Below are 16,328 nucleotides of genomic sequence, written 5' to 3'. Positions count from 1 at the left end.
CTTGGAAAAGGCAGGCCCGCCCGACATTCCATGCGCAATTACTTGCGCTCGTCCTCGCCCAGATCTTCGAAGTCAGCGTCGACGATATCGTCATCGACATCGCGCGGGCTGTCTTCGTCGTTGGAGCTCTCGCCCTGACCGGCTTTCTCCTGCTCGGCCTTGTAGATGGCCTCGCCGAGTTTCATCGCCGCATCCGTCAGGTTCTGGATCGCGCCTTTGATCTTGCCGGCTTCATCGGTCTTGAGGGCTTCCTCAAGCGCGTTGGCCGCGAGTTCGATCGCTTCGACGGTCGAGGCATCGACCTTGTCGCCATGCTCTTCAAGCGACTTGCGGGTCGAGTGCAGCAGCGATTCGCCCTGGTTCTTGGTTTCGACCAGTTCCTTGCGGGACTTGTCCGCGTCGGCGTTCGCCTCGGCGTCCTGAACCATTTTTTCGATCTCTTCGTCAGACAGGCCGCCGGACGCCTGGATCGTGATCTTCTGCTCCTTGCCGGTGCCCTTGTCCTTCGCCGAAACGGAGACAATACCGTTCGCGTCGATGTCGAAGGTCACTTCGATCTGCGGCATACCGCGCGGGGCCGGCGGGATGTCCTCGAGGTTGAACATGCCGAGCATCTTGTTGTCGGCAGCCATCTCGCGCTCACCCTGGAAGACCCGGATCGTCACCGCGTTCTGGTTGTCTTCCGCGGTGGAGAACACCTGGCTCTTCTTCGTCGGGATCGTCGTGTTGCGATCGATCAGGCGGGTGAACACGCCACCCAGCGTCTCGATGCCGAGCGACAGCGGCGTCACGTCGAGCAGGACGACGTCTTTCACGTCACCTTGCAGAACGCCGGCCTGAATGGCCGCACCGAGCGCCACAACCTCGTCCGGGTTCACGCCCTTATGGGGCTCCTTGCCGAAGAAGCCGGTCACTTCCTGCACGACTTTCGGCATACGGGTCATACCGCCGACGAGCACGACTTCGTCGATCTCGTCCTTGGAGACGCCGGCATCCTTCAGCGCGGCGGCGCAGGGTTTCAGCGAGGCCTTGATGAGATCGCTCACGAGGCTCTCCAGCTTCGCACGGGTCAGTTTCATGACCATGTGCAGCGGAGTGCCGTCCTTGCCCATCGAGATGAAGGGCTGGTTGATCTCGGTCTGGCTCGAGCTCGACAGTTCGATCTTCGCTTTCTCGGCAGCTTCCTTCAGACGCTGCAGCGCCATCTTGTCCTTGGTGAGGTCAACGCCATGCTCTTTTTTGAACTCGTCAGCGAGGTAGTTGACGATGCGCATGTCGAAGTCTTCACCGCCGAGGAACGTATCGCCGTTGGTCGATTTCACTTCGAAGAGACCGTCGTCGATCTCGAGGATGGTGATGTCGAAGGTACCCCCGCCAAGGTCATAGACCGCGATGGTTTTCGATTCTTTCTTGTCGAGGCCGTAGGCCAGCGCAGCCGCGGTCGGCTCGTTGATGATGCGCAGCACTTCGAGACCGGCGATCTTGCCAGCATCTTTGGTGGCCTGACGCTGAGCGTCGTTGAAGTAGGCGGGCACGGTAATGACGGCCTGCGTGACTTCTTCGCCCAGATAGCTCTCGGCGGTTTCCTTCATCTTCTGAAGGATCACGGCCGAAACCTGTGCGGGGGAATATTTCTCGCCCTTCACTTCGACCCATGCGTCGCCATTGCCGCCGTCGACGATGGAATAGGGAACGAGTTTCTTGTCCTTCTCGACTTCCGCGTCCGTGGTGCGGCGACCGATCAGGCGCTTCACGGCGAAGACGGTGTTCGAGGGGTTGGTGACCGCCTGGCGTTTCGCCGGCTGGCCGACCAGACGTTCGTCGTCAGTATAGGCGACGATCGAGGGGGTGGTGCGTGCCCCTTCGGAGTTTTCGATCACTCGGGGCTGTGCGCCATCCATGATGGCGACGCAGGAGTTCGTGGTCCCGAGGTCGATACCAATGACTTTACCCATGATGTTACCTCTCTTGGCGATATGACGGGGAACGGGTCCATTCAGGCCCCCGGCCCCTATCCCTTGGGTTTCGGTTTCATGTTCTGCTATCTGGCGGTGTGGTCCGCCATCGGCTTCGAAGCGTATATAAGGAGGGGAAAATCGGCCTGCAAGAAGGCTCCCCCGAGGAAGATTGCGAGAAAATGACAGAAAATCCGAAACACGCAATATCTCGCCCCGACCCGCAGGAGATCCGTGGCTTCCGGCATTACCCCGGCTGGCTCGGTCTCGAGGAGCAAAAGGCGCTGATCGAGACGCTGCGTAGCGTCGTGACGCAGGCACCGCTTTTCTCGCCGATGACCCCTTACGGCAAGCCGATGTCGGTGCGCATGACCTCGGCCGGGCGCTTCGGCTGGATCTCCGACCGACGCGGCTACCGATATTCCGAGACTCATCCCGACGGGCAGCCGTGGCCCGCGATTCCGCAACCGATCCTCGATATCTGGGAGGCGGTCTCGGGCACGAGTCGCGCCCCCGAATGCTGCCTCATCAACTTCTACGGCGAAGGTGCGAAGATGGGGATGCATCAAGATCGCGACGAGCAGGATTTCGACCAGCCCGTCGTCTCGGTCTCGCTGGGCGATGACGGGCTGTTCCGCATCGGCAACCGTACCCGCGGCGGAAAGACCGAAAGCATCTGGCTGCGTTCGGGTGACGTGATGGTGATGGGGGGCGAGGCGCGGCTCCTTTATCATGGAATCGACCGCGTGAAGCCCGGCACCTCGCCGCTGATGCCGAAGGGCGGGCGGATCAACCTGACGATGCGCGTCGTGACCTGAGGCCTGTGCGGGCTGCGCCGGCGGGAGCCTCCGGCGGGGATATTTTCATCAAGAGGAAGGGGCGCGTCAGAAAGAGCCGCGCGGCAACGGCGTCATGCCCGTGTTATAGGGCGTCCAGTCCTCGACATCCGGGTAGTATTTCCGCCGCCACGCCCGCACGCGCGGGTTCATCCGGCGGCGCCAGAGCGGCGGGATCATCGCGAGCGCCGTCATACCGGGATAGCCGAAGGGCAGCTGCGGGGCTTCCTCGGCATCGTAGGTCTGCAGCAGCGGGAAGCGGCGATCGGGTTTGTAATGGTGATCTGAGTGGCGCTGCAGGTTGATCAGCAGCCAGTTCGAGGCCGTGTGATCGGCGTTCCAGCTATGGCGCGGGAGGACATGTTCGTAACGCCCCTCGCCCTTGTATTGCCGGGTCAGGCCGTAATGCTCGACATAGTTGGTCAACTCCAGCTGCCAGACCGCGAAAAAGGCCTGCAGCAGGAACAGGCCGAGCCCCATCCATCCGCCGAGCAGCGCCGCCACGACCAGCGCCAGCACCTGCAATGCGCCGTAGCGCCAGAACGGGTTGGAGCAGTGCCAGACCGGGCGGCCCGCGCGGCTCAGTTTCAGCTTCTCGGCTCTCCAGGCGGAGCGGGGGCATTCAAAGATCACCCGCCAGAAGAAGCGGTGAAACCCTTCGTTGTAGCGTGCCGAGACCGCATCGCGCGGCGTGCCGACCCAGAGGTGATGGACCAGCAGATGCTCGGTCCGGAAATGGGAATAAAGGACTGTGGCCAGCAGCAGGTCGCCCAGCCAGCGTTCCAGCCTGGACTTCTGGTGGAGCAGCTCATGCGCATAGACTATGCCGATCGTGCCCGAGATCACGCCCACGCCGAACATCAGGGCGACGATCTCGAAGCCGTTCAGGTGATCGGTATGCGCCACCCACCAGATCGTGCCGAAGATCACTGCCGCCTGAATCGGGAACCAGATCAACGTGATTGCGCGGTACCAGAACAGGTCGTCCTCGGGCGTTTCCGTGTCGGGCTGGTCCTCGTTATGCCCCAGCAGCTGGTCGAGCACCGTCGTCAGCCACCACGCATAGGCGGGCAGCAGGATCAGGGTCCAGCCGCCGACCCACGCCTCGATCCCCGCCAGCGGCACGGTGCCGAGCGATAGCCAGAAGGGCAGGGCGTGCGAGGGGCGGCGGATTTCGTCGCGGCTGGACATCGGGGCCTCGTGAGCGATGCGGGCGCGGTCATACTAGCCGAACGCTAACCCGATACAATCATTCAGCTTGCGACCCATCGGCGCTCTGCGCGGCATCCCAGACCTTGCGCATCAGGGTGGGTAGATCGCCCGGGCGGAAATCTGTCCGCGAGGTCATGGACTCGGTCTCCTTGCGGGCGACATGGACCTGAAGGATCAGATGGAAATGGGTGAAGGTGTGGCGCACCTCGACGGGGGAGAGAATCCAGTCGGCCTGCACCGGCGGGGCGGGTGTCGGCGCGTCGGACCAGTCCGAGCCGGGAAAGCCCAGCGTGCCGCCCAGAAGTCCCTTGTCCGGGCGACGTTCCAGCAGCACGTCGCCTTCAGCGTTCATCACCACATAGGCAAAGCCGCGACGGGTCGGCTTTTCTTTCTTTGGGGCTTTGCGCGGCAGCGTCTCGGCAATACCGGCGGCACGCGCGGTGCAACTGTCGATCAGCGGGCAGATGCCACAGGCCGGGTTGCGCGGCGTGCAGATCGTCGCGCCCAGATCCATCATCGCCTGAGCGAAATCTCCGGGTCGGTCCTCGGGCGTGATCTGCGCGGTCAGGTCGGTCAGTTCCGCTTTCGCGCCGGGAAGGGGCGTGTCGACGGAGAAGAGGCGCGAAACCACGCGCTCCACATTGCCGTCGACCACGGCGACGGGCTCGTCATAGGCGATTGCGGCGACGGCTGCGGAGGTATAGGGGCCGATGCCGGGCAGCTTTTGCAGTTCCGCCGCGCTCTCGGGGAAGCGACCGTCCATCTCATCCGCCACGACACGCGCGCATTTCAGCAGGTTGCGGGCGCGGGCGTAATAGCCGAGCCCCGCCCATTCTGCCATCACGTCGCCGTCTTCGGCCGCCGCCAATTCACCTACATCGGGCCAGCGCTCGGTGAAGCGGCGGAAATAGTCGCGCACGGCGGCGACCGTGGTCTGCTGCAGCATCACCTCGGAGAGCCAGACGCGGTAGGGGTCGGGTCGCTCGCCCTCTGCCCGATCCGCAGGCGATACGCGCCACGGCATGACGCGGGCATGGGTGTCGTACCAGTTGAGCAGGGTTTCGCCGATTGCCCCTTTACCGTCACGCAATGTTTATGCTCCCCTCTTGCCGACCGGTTGGCCCGGCCCGATGTGCTGCCTAGAATGGGATGGATCAAGAGGAACCGCCCCGAATGAGTAAAAGCGACCCGCAAAAGACGCCGGATCGGCGGATGCGTGGCTTTGAAGCCGCGGGCGGGCTGCTGCGCAACCGGATCCGAGCCGCGGGCGAAGCGCGGGGTTTCGCGGTGTCGCGTCTGCTGACCCATTGGGCCGAAGTCGTGGGTCCTGAGACGGCCGCGCAATGCCGCCCGGTGAAGATCGGCTACACGAAAGGCGGCTTCGGGGCGACCCTTACCTTGCTGACCACCGGGGCGGCGGCGCCGATGCTGCAGATGCAGCTGCCGCAAATCCGTGACAAGGTGAATGCCTGCTACGGCTATAACGCGATCTCGCGTATCTCGCTGACGCAGACGGCGCCGACCGGCTTTGCCGATGGTCAGGCGCAATTCGCACCGAAACCGAAACCTGAACCCAAGGCGCCCGATCTCCGTATCATCGAAGAAGCGAAGGCGCGCGTTGCGGAATGTAGCGATGCCGGTCTGAAATCGGCGCTGGAAGAACTGGCAAGAAACGTTCTATCGAAGTCCGCAGAGCGGGCTGGACAGAAGAAAGGCAGATAAATGAGCAAAACTCTTTCGATCCTCGGCGGCGCGGCCGTTATGGGCCTCCTCGCTACGGGCGGCTGGTACGCCAGCCAGCATAGCGAAGCGAGCCTGATCACTGCGGCGCAAGCGCAGGAAGCCACGGCGAGCAAAGATGTCGAGACTCTGCCCGACGTGGTTCTCGGTCAGGAAGATGCGCCGGTCACGGTGATCGAATACGCCTCCTTCACCTGCCCGCACTGTGCGGAATGGCACAAGGTCGAGTATCCGCAACTGAAGAAGAACTACATCGATACCGGCAAGGTGAAGTTCATCCAGCGCGAAGTCTATTTCGACAAGTTCGGCGTCTGGGCGGGTCTGATCGCGCAGTGCGGCGGCGACCCGAAATATTACGCGATCTCGGACATGATCTATAACAAGCAGAAGGAGTGGATCGGCGACGGCAAGCCGCAGACCATCGCGGACAATCTGCGCAAGATCGGCCTGCAGGCCGGGCTGAGCAACGATCAGGTCACCGCCTGCATGAACGACGAGAAGCGCGCTGAGAAGATGGTCGCGACCTTCCAGAAGAACGCGGGCGACGACAAGATCGACGCGACGCCGACCTTCATCATCGATGGCGAGAAGCATTCCAACATGGCTTGGGACGACTTCAAGAAGATTCTCGACGACGAGCTGGCGAAGCAAGCCAACTGAGCTTTTGTACAGATCAAGCGAAGGCCGGTCCCGCGGGGCCGGCCTTTCTCATATCCCGAGTTGGTCGAGCGCGGCGTCGAGCTCTGCGGAGTCGTCGATCGCAAGCCGCACGGGCAGCGCGAGAACCTTCGGACGGAAGCTGTCGGGCAGGCGCACCGCATCCTTCTCGGTCGTGACCATCTGCGCTCCGAGCATGTCGGCCTCCGTCTCGATCCGTTGCAAGAGGCGCGTCGTGAAAGGCTGGTGATCTTCCAGCGCCTCGCCGCGCAGCAGGTTAACCCCGAGACCGCGCAGCGTGGCGAAGAATTTCTCGGGATGGCCGATGCCCGCGAAGGCGAGGACGGGAAGCCCTTCCCAATCCATGCCGGTCTGCAGCGGCGCGAGTTGGCCCGTCAAGTGCGGTTTCGAAATTCTGGAACCCCAGAAATTCGTGAAATCTGCCTGTGCGGTCTCCGGTCCGATAGACAGAAGGAAGTCCGCGCGGGCCATCCCAGCCTCGATCGGCTCGCGCAGCGGTCCGGCGGGCAGACACCGCCCGTTGCCGAAACCCTTATGGGCGTCGACCACCACGATGGAGAGGTCTTTCTCCAGCGTGGGGTTCTGATGGGCGTCGTCCAGAACGATCACCTGTGCCCCGGCGGCGACCGCGGCGCTCGCCCCGGCAGCGCGGTCTCGCGCGACCCAGACCGGTGCGAAGGCGGAAAGCAGCAACGGCTCGTCTCCGGTCTCTTCGGCGCGGTGGCTGCGCTCGTCGACCCGCACCGGCCCTTCGAGCGATCCGCCATAGCCGCGTGTGACTACATGCGCCGTCACTCCGCGTGCCGCCAGCCGCTGCACCAGCCAGATCACCGTCGGCGTCTTGCCCGTCCCGCCCGCGTTGATATTGCCGACCGAGATCACCGGCACGTCGAGCCTCAGACCCGACTGCGCCACGCGCCGCTTCGTCATCGCTGCGTAGATTGCCCCAAGCGGAGACAGCAGCCGCGCCCGCAGGCCTGGCGCATCGGGGGCGTTGAACCAGAAACCGGGCGCGCCCATCACGCCACCCTTGCGGGCTGAGTGCCCGACAGGATCTCGGCAAGATCGCGGGCGATGGTCTCCACCGCACCGGCCCCGCCAGACGTCACGGCCCAGGCGTTATGGGCGAGTTGGGCGGAGCGTTCGGGCGCGATCAGGTCGGCCACCACTTCGGGCAGATCCTCCGGCACCACGACGCCGCGACAGGCTTTCGCGGCCTCGAGCCGCAGGTAATCCTCGCGGAAAGGCGCAAGTTTCGGGCCATGCAGGATCGCCGAGCCAAGTGCCGCCGCCTCGACCGGTGAGCGCGGCGACTGTGCGGTCCCCGACAAAGTGCCGCCCATGTAGCTGAGCGCGGCGAGCCTATACCACAGCCCGTATTCCTGCGCGTCGTCCGCGATGAAAATCTCGGTCGTCAGTTCCGGCTCGCCCTCGAGAGAGCGGCGCGCGACCGACCAGCCCTCGGCGGTCAGTTGCGCGGCAAGGGTTTCGCCTTGGGATTCATCATCCGGCACGAGCAGAAGCAGCAGCCGATGCGCGTGGCGCTGAGCGTAGCGATGCGCCGCCGTCACCGGGCCGACTTCGGCCTCGGGCACGGCTGCGGCCAGCCAGACCGGACGCGCGCCCATCGACTCGGCCATCGAGGCGCGCTCGGCCTCGGACCCGTGAAGCGGCTGCGGTGGCTCGCCGAGCGCGCCATCATTGACCACGATTACCGGGCCGCTCAATCGGTCGTCCACCCGTTCTAGGCTCGCCTCGTCTCGCAGGTAAATGCGGTCGATTCGGCCCAGCAGCGCCAGCGAGACGTCGTCGAGCCGCAGCCCGTCCTGCCCGCCGAATTTCGCGTCGGCCAGCACGCTGGCGATACCGCGGGTTTGCGTCTCCGCGATCAGGGCGGCGGGCAGCGTTTCGTCCATGATGAGCACGAGATCGGGGCGCCACGCATCCAGCACGAGACGGACGGAGGCCGGGCGATCCTCGGGGGCGGCGCGCAGGAAAACCTGATCGGGCAGCCCATCCGGCGCGCTCTCCGAGCCGCGCACCGTCATCGCGATGCGGATATCGGGCATCCGCGCCGCGACCCTGCGCGCGACCAGCCCGGCGGCCTCCGCGCATGTCCCCGCAGCCCAGATCCACAGTAGCGGGGCGTCGGCGCGATCTTCCCCCTGACCGGCCTCGACCGCGGCTTTCGCCTTGGGTCCCGCAGGACGCAGGGCCGAGAGCCGCAGTCTGAGCCAGAGAGGAAGAGAGCCCGCCATGCCAGCCTTAGCTGCCGAGCTCTTCGGTGGTCGAAACCTCGAGCTCTTCGTCGCGCAGGCGATGCAGGTGCGCGATGAAGTAGCGGGTGTGGGCGTCGTCGACGGTACGCTGCGCCTCGGCCTTCCACGCGGCATAGGCGGAAGCGTAGTTCGGATACATCCCGACGATATGGATATCGTCGACATTCTTGAATTCGGTGCGGCTCGGGGTCACCAGCTCGCCGCCGAAGACGAGGTGAAGACGTTGCGGGGTCTTTTTGGCCATGTGAACTCCTGTCGGCTTTTCTGCGGCGCAGAGATTACGCTTTGCCCTCACCCTTCACAAGGAGAGGGCCGGGGCCGCACGTAGCCGTTACCGCGCCAGTCCCAGAGACTCCAGATATTCCGCGCCTTTTCTCACCCCAATCTCGTCATTCACTTCGAGGATCAGGCGAGGCATCTTGGGCAGCTTGCCAAGCGCCTTGAACACCGAATGCCACGCGATCGTGCCCTCGCCCGGGTGCCAGTGGCGGTCGCCATAGCCGTCGATATCCTGCAGGTGGACATGCTCCAGCGCCGCGCCCGCCGCATGGACGAACACATCCACCGGCGGCGCGCCGCAGCGGCGATGCATGAACTGCGCATGGCCCGTATCGAGCGAAACCTTCACCGCTTCGCTCTTCATCTTCGCGGCCAGTTCGACGCGCGGGTTCGGCGTGATGTCCTCGCAATTCTCGATGACCAGCGTCACGCCCAGTTCCTCTGCCCTTTCGATCACCGGGGTGAGGACATAGCGCACGCGTTCGACCTGAATGAACGCGTTCGCGGGGTTCTGCTCCAGATCGGCCTCCTTCCAGAGGGTGTAGGGCGAGTGGATCACCATCTGATCGCCGCCCAGTTCCGCCGTGATCTCCAGCACACGCAGCATCCGGTCGCGAATGATCTCGACGATCTCCGGGTCGGCGCAGTCGATGTTGAAGGAGGTGAACGGCCCATGCAGCCCCAGCCGTCCGGTATAGCCGTCGAGCAGGTCTTTCGCGCGTGCCACCATCTTGCGCAGGTCCGCATCCGTCGCGTTCGGCCAGCAGAAGCTCTGCAATTCCAGATCGCGCTGATCGGCGACGATCCAGTCGCGATGATGCGCGAGCATATCGAGGCTCAGCGCAGCGCCGAGCAGCGGTAATTCCTTGGCCATGGGGTCCTCCTCCGGATCGGATGCTCGCGCAAGCCGCGGGGCTTTTCAATCCCGTGAGCGCGCTATATCGGAACGTCATGAAACGCAGCCTGCCCGAGTTTTACGAGTCCATGGTGGAGAACGGGGACCTCAACCCCGATCCCGCCCAACGCTCCATTTTGCCCGAACTGGAGCGCGTGCGCCGCGCGCTGGAAAATGCCCCCGCCGCCGAGCCGGTGAAACGCGGCTTCTTCAAGCGCAAGATCAAGCCGGTCGAAGGCGTGCGCGGCCTCTATATCTGGGGCGGTGTCGGGCGCGGGAAATCCATGCTGATGGACCTGTTCTTCGGCCAGACCGACGTGCCGAAACGCCGGGTGCATTTCCACGCCTTCATGCAGGAAGTCCAAGGCAAGCTCGACGATGCGCGCCGCGCCAATACCGTGGATGCGATGCGCCCCGTGGCCGAAGAGGTGGCGGGCTCGCTGCGGCTCTTGTGCTTCGACGAGATGCAGATCACGGACATTGCCGATGCGATGATCGTGGGGCGTCTCTTCGAGGCTCTGTTCGAGCGTGGCGTGACTATCGTCACCACCTCGAACCGCGTGCCCGAGGACCTCTACAAGAACGGACTCAACCGGCAGCTATTCCTGCCCTTTATCGGGCTGATCCGCGAGAAGCTCGACGTCTACGAGTTGGCCTCCGAAAACGATTACCGACAGAACCGTCTGGCAGGCCAACAGGTCTATTTCACGCCTGCGGGCCGCGAGGCGCGCACGAAGATGGATGCGCTTTGGGATGAGCTGACCGGGGGCGATCATCACGGCAAGCTCGATATCCCGGTGAAAGGACGCACGGTCGAAATCCCGCATTTCCACAACGGGGTCGGTCGTGCGAGCTTCTGGGATCTCTGCGCGCAGCCGCTGGGTCCTGCGGATTACCTCGCCATCGCGGATGCGGTGAAGGTGCTGTTGCTCGATGATATCCCGCTGCTCTCGGCCTCCAACTTCAACGAGGCGAAGCGCTTCGTCACGCTGATCGACGCGCTCTACGAGGCCAAGGTCCGGCTGATCTGCTCGGCCGCGGACGAGCCCGAGCGGCTTTACGTAGAAGGCGAAGGCACGTTCGAATTCGAGCGCACCGCCAGCCGCCTGCGCGAGATGCAGGCAGACGGCTGGGCGGCGGAGGCTTAAGCCAGCATCTCCGCCAGAAGCGGGCGCACCTTGGTGCCGTAAAGCTCGATCGTCTTGCGCAGATGCGCGGGGTTCTGCGGCCCGCCGCTGTATTTCAGCGTGAATCGCGACAGACCCAAGGCTTTCACCGTCCGCGCGATCTTGCGCGCCACGGTTTCCGGGCTGCCGACGTAGAGCGAGCCATGCTCGATCTCCGACAGGTAGGCCTCGCGCCGGAATGGCGGCCAACCGCGCGAGCGCCCGATCATGTCATGCATCCGCGCGTAGCCTTCGTAGAACTCTTCCTGCGCGTTCTCGTCGGTCTCGGCGATATGGCCGGGAGAGTGGACACCGATCTTGCCGGGCTTGGTGCCCAGCTGCTCATGCGCGCGGCGATAGAGGTCGACATGCGGTTTGAACCGGGTCGAATCCCCGCCGATGATCGCCAGCATCAGATCCATCTGCATCGCGGCGGTCTCGACCACCGATTGCGGCGATCCCCCGACCCCGCGCCAGATGCGCAGCGGCGTCTCGGGACGGGGATAGACGGTAACGTTCTTCAGCGGCGGGCGCATCTGCGCATCGAAGCTGACCTTCTCCTGCGTCGCGAGCAGGTGCAGGATCTGCGACTTCTCGGTGAACAGCGCCTCGTAATCGTTCAGGTCGAGCCCGAAGAGCGGGAAGCTCTCGGTAAAGGAGCCGCGCCCGATGGTGATCTCGGCCCGCCCCGGCGCCAGCGCGTTCAGAGTGGCGAAGCGCTGGAACACGCGGATCGGATCGTCCGAGGACAGAACCGTCACGGAGGTGCCCGCCTTGATCTTTTCGGTGCGCGCGAGGATCGCCGAGAGGATCGGCTCGGTCGAGGAGATTGCGAAATCGGGGCGGTGATGTTCGCCCAGACCAATGTAATCGAGCCCGACCTGATCGGCGAGCTCGCCTTCGGCCAGCGTGTCGCGGATCACTTCGGCATGGCTGCGCAGCAGGCCGTCCTCGCCGCGCGTCACATCGCCGAACGTGTCGATCCCAAGCTCAAGCTGCATGGTAGTCTCCTTTCCTGTTCACGCGAAGATAGGGGCGCGGGCGCAGGTCAGCCACCGGCATACTCGCACAGAGCTCGTGCAAGGCCGCAGCTTCAGCCGTTCTCGCGCAGCACCCGGCCCGCGAGATAGAGCGAGCCGCAGATCAGGATGCGGGCATGCGGATGGATCGCGACGATCCCCGCGATGGCCGAGCCGACCGAGGCCGCCGGGCGTGCCTCGATGCCGACCGCGCGCGCCGCTTCGGCGGTGTCTTCCGCCGAGAGGGTGTTCGCCTCGCCAGGGATGGACACGGCTAGAAGGCTCGCTGCGTGAGGGGCCAGGGGACGCAGATACCCGGTCACGTCCTTGGTATTCAGCATGCCGCAGATCAGGTGGGTCGGGCGCTGCGGCAGCGTGCCCAGCGTCTTCGCGATCATGTCGCCCGCCGCCGGGTTATGGCCGCCATCGAGCCAGACCTCGGCCTCGGGCGCGCCGTCGACCAACGGTCCGTGGCGCAGCCGTTGCATCCGCGCGGGCCATTCGGCCTTCGTCACGGCTGCCTCGCAGGCGGCTTCGTCAAAGCCCAGGTGCCGCAGCGCCGCGAGCGCTGCCCCGGCATTCGCGATCTGATGCGGGCCGGGCAGGTTCGGCAGCGGCAGATCGAGCAAGCCGTTCTCGTCCTGGAAGATCAACCGGTCGCGCTCTTCCCAGACCTGCCAATGCTGGCCATGCACCAGAAGCGGCGCGCCGAGCTTTTCCGCCCGCGCCTCGATCACGTCGAGCGCCCCCTCCTGCTGGGGACCGACCACGCAGGCCACGCCGCGCTTGAGGATCCCGGCCTTCTCGCCCGCGATCTCGGCCAGCGTCTCGCCAAGGAATTGCTGATGGTCGATCGAGACCGGCGTGATGATGCTCAGCGCGGGTTTCTCGATCACATTGGTCGCGTCGAGCCGCCCGCCGAGACCCACTTCCAGTAGCGTGTAGTCCGCAGGCGTCCGGGCAAAGGCCAACAGAGCCGCCGCCGTCGTCACCTCGAAGAAGGTGATCGGCTTGCCGCCATTCGCCGCCTCGACCTCATCGAGAAGCGCGGCCAGTTCGTCCTCTGAGATCAGCGCTCCGGCGATCCGGATGCGTTCGTGGAAGCGTGCCAGATGCGGCGAGGTATAGGCGTGGACGCGCTTGCCCGCAGCCTCCAGCCCGGCCCGGATCATCGCCTGGGTCGAGCCCTTGCCATTGGTGCCCGCGATATGGATTACCGGCGGCAGGTCGCGCTCGGGATGGTCGAGATCCTCAAGCAGCCGCTCCATCCGGTCGAGAGACAGGTCGATGACCTTGGGATGCAGCGCCATCAGGCGGTCGAGAATATCATCGGAGCTTTGCGTCATTGGCCCCTCCGGCCTCAGATGGCGGACCGGGGAGGGGCGCTGCCCCCGCGGCTGATGCCGCCCCCCGGGATATTTCAGCCAATACGAAGATCAGGTCTTGGGCTTCGCCTCGGCCTCGGGAGCCGCCTCGGCGACCGCTACCTCGGGGGCCTTCTCCGGCGCGGGCAGATCGCCCTTCACCGCAGGCGGCAGGTTCATCAGCATGCGCAGGATGGTGATCAGCTCGTCGCGCATCTTCATGCGATGCGTCACGCGGTCGAGCATCCCGTGATCGAGCAGATATTCGGCGCGCTGGAAGCCTTCGGGCAGCTTCTCGCGGATCGTCTGTTCGATCACGCGGGGGCCCGCGAAGCAGATCAGCGCATTGGGTTCGGCGATATGCACGTCGCCCAGCATCGCGTAGGAGGCGGTCACGCCGCCGGTCGTCGGATGGGTCAGCACGACGATATAGGGAAGGCCCGCTTCCTTGAGCATCTGCACGGCGACAGTGGTGCGCGGCATCTGCATCAGCGACAGGATACCTTCCTGCATCCGCGCGCCGCCAGCCGCCGAGAACAGCACCAGCGGACGCTTGAGCTTCACCGCACGCTCGGCCGCCGCGATGATCGCGTTGCCGACATACATGCCCATCGAGCCGCCCATGAAGGTGAAGTCTTGCGCGGCCGCGACGATCGGCGTGCGCCCGATCTCGCCCTCGGCCACCAGCATCGCCTCTTTCTCGCCGGTCGATTTCTGTGCCGCCTTCATCCGGTCCGGATAGCGTTTCTGATCCTTGAAATGCAGCGGATCGGCGATCGGTTCGGGCACTTTCACTTCGGAGAAGATGCCACCGTCGAACAGCGCCTCGAAGCGCACGCGGGGCGTGATCGCGAGGTGATGGTCGCAATTGGTGCAGACGTTCAGATTGTCCGACAGCTCCCGGTGGAACAGCATCGTCCCGCATTCGGGACATTTCGTCCAAAGGTTCTCGGGCACTTCGCGGCGCGAAAACAGCGAGTTAATCCGAGGACGGACGTAATTGGTGATCCAGTTCATCGTAAGAGCCTCTCGCTGGGGCGGGTCGGTTTGGCTTGAAATACGCCGCCCCTGCGTGAATTGCAATCAGACGCGCAGGGTGAGGCGGATCAACAGCCACGCTATCAACAGGTGCAGCATGTCGAGAACGAGCCACGGCAAGAGGTCCCAAAAGTCGCGCGTATTGATCACGATCGTGTAGAGCGCCAGCCCGTCGAGCTGGCCGTAGAAGCCCACGAGGAAAAGCGAGCCGATGTTATTGGCGAAATGCAGCGCGAGAGCGGCGCCGAGATTGCCGGTGCGCGCGGTCAGGTCGCTCGCGAGGCAGCCGAAGCCGAAGGCCCAGAGCGCGGGCCAGAACGCGTTACTGCCATAAGTGCCGGGCGAATAGTGCAGCGCCCCGAAGAGCGCCGAGGGCAGGACCATCCAGACCAGGGGGCTGCGCCAGCGCGCTGCGAGCTGCTGCAGCAGGTAGCCGCGAAACAGGACCTCTTCGGTGGCGATCTGGACGAACAGAAGCGGCAGTGCGATCGGCGCCCAGCCCAGCACGTTCATCAGCGAATTGGAGCGGGCCGTGGATTCGCTGAGCTGGGTGAGCGCGAAGGAGAAAAAAGCAAAGAGCAACAGCGTCGGCAGCACCCTCGCAAATGTCGAGAGGCTCTGCTTTCCGAACAACGTCGCCGCCGCGCGGTGGTGCAAGTGGCGGCTGACGAGGAAGGTCGCGATCAGAAGCGGCGCGAAGGTTGCAAGCAGGATGGCGAGGCCGCGCGGGGTCGAACCATGGGCGATTTCCTGAAACAGCCTGAGCATCGAAAAATCGTCGAGCATCGAGGAGAAGAACAGGATCATCGCCCAGCCGCTGAGCAGGTAGAAGGCGACGATCACGCCCAGTCCGAGCATCCCGCGCCAGATCTGGGAATAGGGTTTCGCAGGGGCCGCGAAAGCATCGAGCGGCGCATATCGGTGGGTCCGCGCGATCACGACGCGGCCTTCGCGGAGAGGGGGACGGTTTCGGAGCGCGAGTGGGTCATCTGGGTCTTCCGCAAGGCTATGGGTCGGTGATAGCGGCTGCGGCCCCGTTGAGGCAACGGCTTTACTTTTTGCGGCGCGGGCAGGACAAGAGGCGGCTGTCTTCTGACCGGGGTGCAAATGTTTGAACTTCCTCTCGATCTGGTGGTGATGCTGATCGGCGCGGCTTTCGCGGCGGGGGTGGTCGATTCCATCGCGGGCGGGGGCGGGCTGATCACGGTGCCGGCGCTTTTGCTGGCGGGCGTGCCGCCGGTGCAGTCGCTCGCGACGAACAAGATTCAGGGCACGTTCGGCGCGGCGACGGCGGCGATCTCCTACGCGGCTTCGGGCCATGTGGTGCTGCGAAAACAGCTGTTGGCCGCCGTGATCGGGTTCCTCGGAGGGCTCGCGGGGGCGCTTCTCGTGTCGCGCATCCCGACCGACAAGATCGAGATCGCCCTGCCGTTCATCCTCGTCGCAATCGCCGCGTTTTTCGCGTTGCGGCCGGGTTTGGACGACACGGACCGGGTGCAGCGTATTCGGCCCGGCCTGTTCACCGCCGCTTTCGTGCCGGTGATCGGCTTTTACGACGGGCTGATCGGGCCGGGGACGGGCTCGTTCTTCATGATCGGTTTCGTGACGCTGGCGGGTTACGGCGTGCTCAAGGCGACGGCACATACGAAACTGCTGAACTTCTCGTCAAATATCGGGGGGCTGACGGGGTTCCTGCTGGTCGGCTCGCCGCTCTGGGTGCTAGGCATCGCGATGGGGCTGGCGCAGATCGCCGGGGCGCGGCTGGGCTCGCGGCTTGCGATGCGGGTGGGCGCGCGGCTGATCAAGCCGCTGCTGGTGACGACCTCGACGCTGCTGGCCGCGAAGCTGCTTTGGGACCTGATGTAGA

16 protein-coding genes are annotated in these 16,328 nt (G+C 64.6%); 5 read left to right on the top strand and 11 right to left on the bottom strand.

The window, feature by feature from the left end; all coding sequences use genetic code 11:
• Nucleotides 1-38: 38 nt before the first annotated feature.
• Entirely contained in the window at nt 39-1,955 is a 1,917-nt protein-coding gene (gene dnaK, locus B6V72_RS09860; RefSeq protein WP_088719886.1) for a molecular chaperone DnaK, read from the bottom strand.
• A 182-nt stretch (nt 1,956-2,137) separates the two neighbouring features.
• Between dnaK and B6V72_RS09855 the strand changes: the two genes are divergently transcribed.
• Entirely contained in the window at nt 2,138-2,773 is a 636-nt protein-coding gene (locus B6V72_RS09855) for an alpha-ketoglutarate-dependent dioxygenase AlkB (RefSeq protein WP_075775237.1), read from the top strand.
• Nucleotides 2,774-2,839: 66 nt separating this feature from the next.
• On the opposite strand, the gene B6V72_RS09850 is transcribed toward B6V72_RS09855, so the two are convergent.
• Both B6V72_RS09850 and mutY read right to left on the bottom strand, forming a co-directional pair.
• Entirely contained in the window at nt 2,840-3,982 is a 1,143-nt protein-coding gene (locus B6V72_RS09850; RefSeq protein WP_088735460.1) for an alkane 1-monooxygenase, read from the bottom strand.
• A gap of 58 nt (nt 3,983-4,040) precedes the next feature.
• Nucleotides 4,041-5,093: an A/G-specific adenine glycosylase gene (gene mutY, locus B6V72_RS09845; protein WP_088735459.1), complete on the bottom strand. Its 1,053-nt coding sequence runs from the start codon at nt 5,091-5,093 to the stop codon at nt 4,041-4,043.
• Between the two features lie 83 nt (nt 5,094-5,176).
• On the opposite strand from mutY, the gene B6V72_RS09840 reads away from it, so the two are divergent.
• Entirely contained in the window at nt 5,177-5,725 is a 549-nt protein-coding gene (locus B6V72_RS09840; RefSeq protein ID WP_088735458.1) for a DUF721 domain-containing protein, read from the top strand.
• Complete coding sequence (locus B6V72_RS09835; RefSeq protein ID WP_075775241.1) at nt 5,726-6,403, top strand: DsbA family protein; 678 nt, start codon at nt 5,726-5,728, stop codon at nt 6,401-6,403.
• A 48-nt stretch (nt 6,404-6,451) separates the two neighbouring features.
• On the opposite strand, the gene lpxK is transcribed toward B6V72_RS09835, so the two are convergent.
• The 4 genes from lpxK to B6V72_RS09815 form a co-directional block, all read right to left on the bottom strand.
• Complete coding sequence (lpxK, locus tag B6V72_RS09830; protein WP_088735457.1) at nt 6,452-7,441, bottom strand: tetraacyldisaccharide 4'-kinase; 990 nt, start codon at nt 7,439-7,441, stop codon at nt 6,452-6,454.
• Nucleotides 7,441-8,679: a glycosyltransferase N-terminal domain-containing protein gene (locus B6V72_RS09825; RefSeq protein ID WP_075775243.1), complete on the bottom strand. Its 1,239-nt coding sequence runs from the start codon at nt 8,677-8,679 to the stop codon at nt 7,441-7,443. The genes lpxK and B6V72_RS09825 overlap by 1 nt, the downstream gene beginning before the upstream one ends.
• A gap of 7 nt (nt 8,680-8,686) precedes the next feature.
• Complete coding sequence (locus B6V72_RS09820; RefSeq protein ID WP_075775244.1) at nt 8,687-8,944, bottom strand: DUF4170 domain-containing protein; 258 nt, start codon at nt 8,942-8,944, stop codon at nt 8,687-8,689.
• 87 nt (nt 8,945-9,031) lie between these two features.
• Nucleotides 9,032-9,853, bottom strand: a complete 822-nt coding sequence (locus B6V72_RS09815) for a sugar phosphate isomerase/epimerase family protein (RefSeq protein WP_088735456.1) — start codon at nt 9,851-9,853, stop codon at nt 9,032-9,034.
• Between the two features lie 77 nt (nt 9,854-9,930).
• Between B6V72_RS09815 and zapE the strand changes: the two genes are divergently transcribed.
• Nucleotides 9,931-11,022, top strand: a complete 1,092-nt coding sequence (gene zapE / locus B6V72_RS09810; RefSeq protein WP_075775459.1) for a cell division protein ZapE — start codon at nt 9,931-9,933, stop codon at nt 11,020-11,022.
• On the opposite strand, the gene B6V72_RS09805 is transcribed toward zapE, so the two are convergent.
• The 4 genes from B6V72_RS09805 to B6V72_RS09790 form a co-directional block, all read right to left on the bottom strand.
• Entirely contained in the window at nt 11,019-12,041 is a 1,023-nt protein-coding gene (locus B6V72_RS09805; protein ID WP_088735455.1) for an LLM class flavin-dependent oxidoreductase, read from the bottom strand. The two genes, zapE and B6V72_RS09805, sit on opposite strands and share 4 nt — an antisense overlap.
• A 92-nt stretch (nt 12,042-12,133) precedes the next feature.
• Nucleotides 12,134-13,405: a folylpolyglutamate synthase/dihydrofolate synthase family protein gene (locus tag B6V72_RS09800; protein ID WP_088735454.1), complete on the bottom strand. Its 1,272-nt coding sequence runs from the start codon at nt 13,403-13,405 to the stop codon at nt 12,134-12,136.
• A 90-nt stretch (nt 13,406-13,495) separates the two neighbouring features.
• Nucleotides 13,496-14,440 carry an acetyl-CoA carboxylase, carboxyltransferase subunit beta gene (accD, locus tag B6V72_RS09795; RefSeq protein WP_075775248.1) on the bottom strand — a complete coding sequence of 315 codons (945 nt, stop codon included), beginning with the start codon at nt 14,438-14,440 and terminating at the stop codon, nt 13,496-13,498.
• A 66-nt stretch (nt 14,441-14,506) separates the two neighbouring features.
• Nucleotides 14,507-15,400, bottom strand: a complete 894-nt coding sequence (locus B6V72_RS09790) for a type II CAAX endopeptidase family protein (protein WP_088735453.1) — start codon at nt 15,398-15,400, stop codon at nt 14,507-14,509.
• A gap of 168 nt (nt 15,401-15,568) precedes the next feature.
• On the opposite strand from B6V72_RS09790, the gene B6V72_RS09785 reads away from it, so the two are divergent.
• The gene (locus B6V72_RS09785; RefSeq protein WP_075775250.1) at nt 15,569-16,327 is read left to right on the top strand and encodes a TSUP family transporter; all 759 of its coding nucleotides are present in this window, start codon (nt 15,569-15,571) and stop codon (nt 16,325-16,327) included.
• Nucleotide 16,328: the final 1 nt, after the last annotated feature.

Source organism: Thioclava sp. F34-6 (assembly GCF_002213235.1).
GTDB lineage: Bacteria > Pseudomonadota > Alphaproteobacteria > Rhodobacterales > Rhodobacteraceae > Thioclava > Thioclava nitratireducens.
Note: the sequence above shows the minus strand (reverse complement) of the source record. Positions and strands in the feature narration are given on the sequence as shown.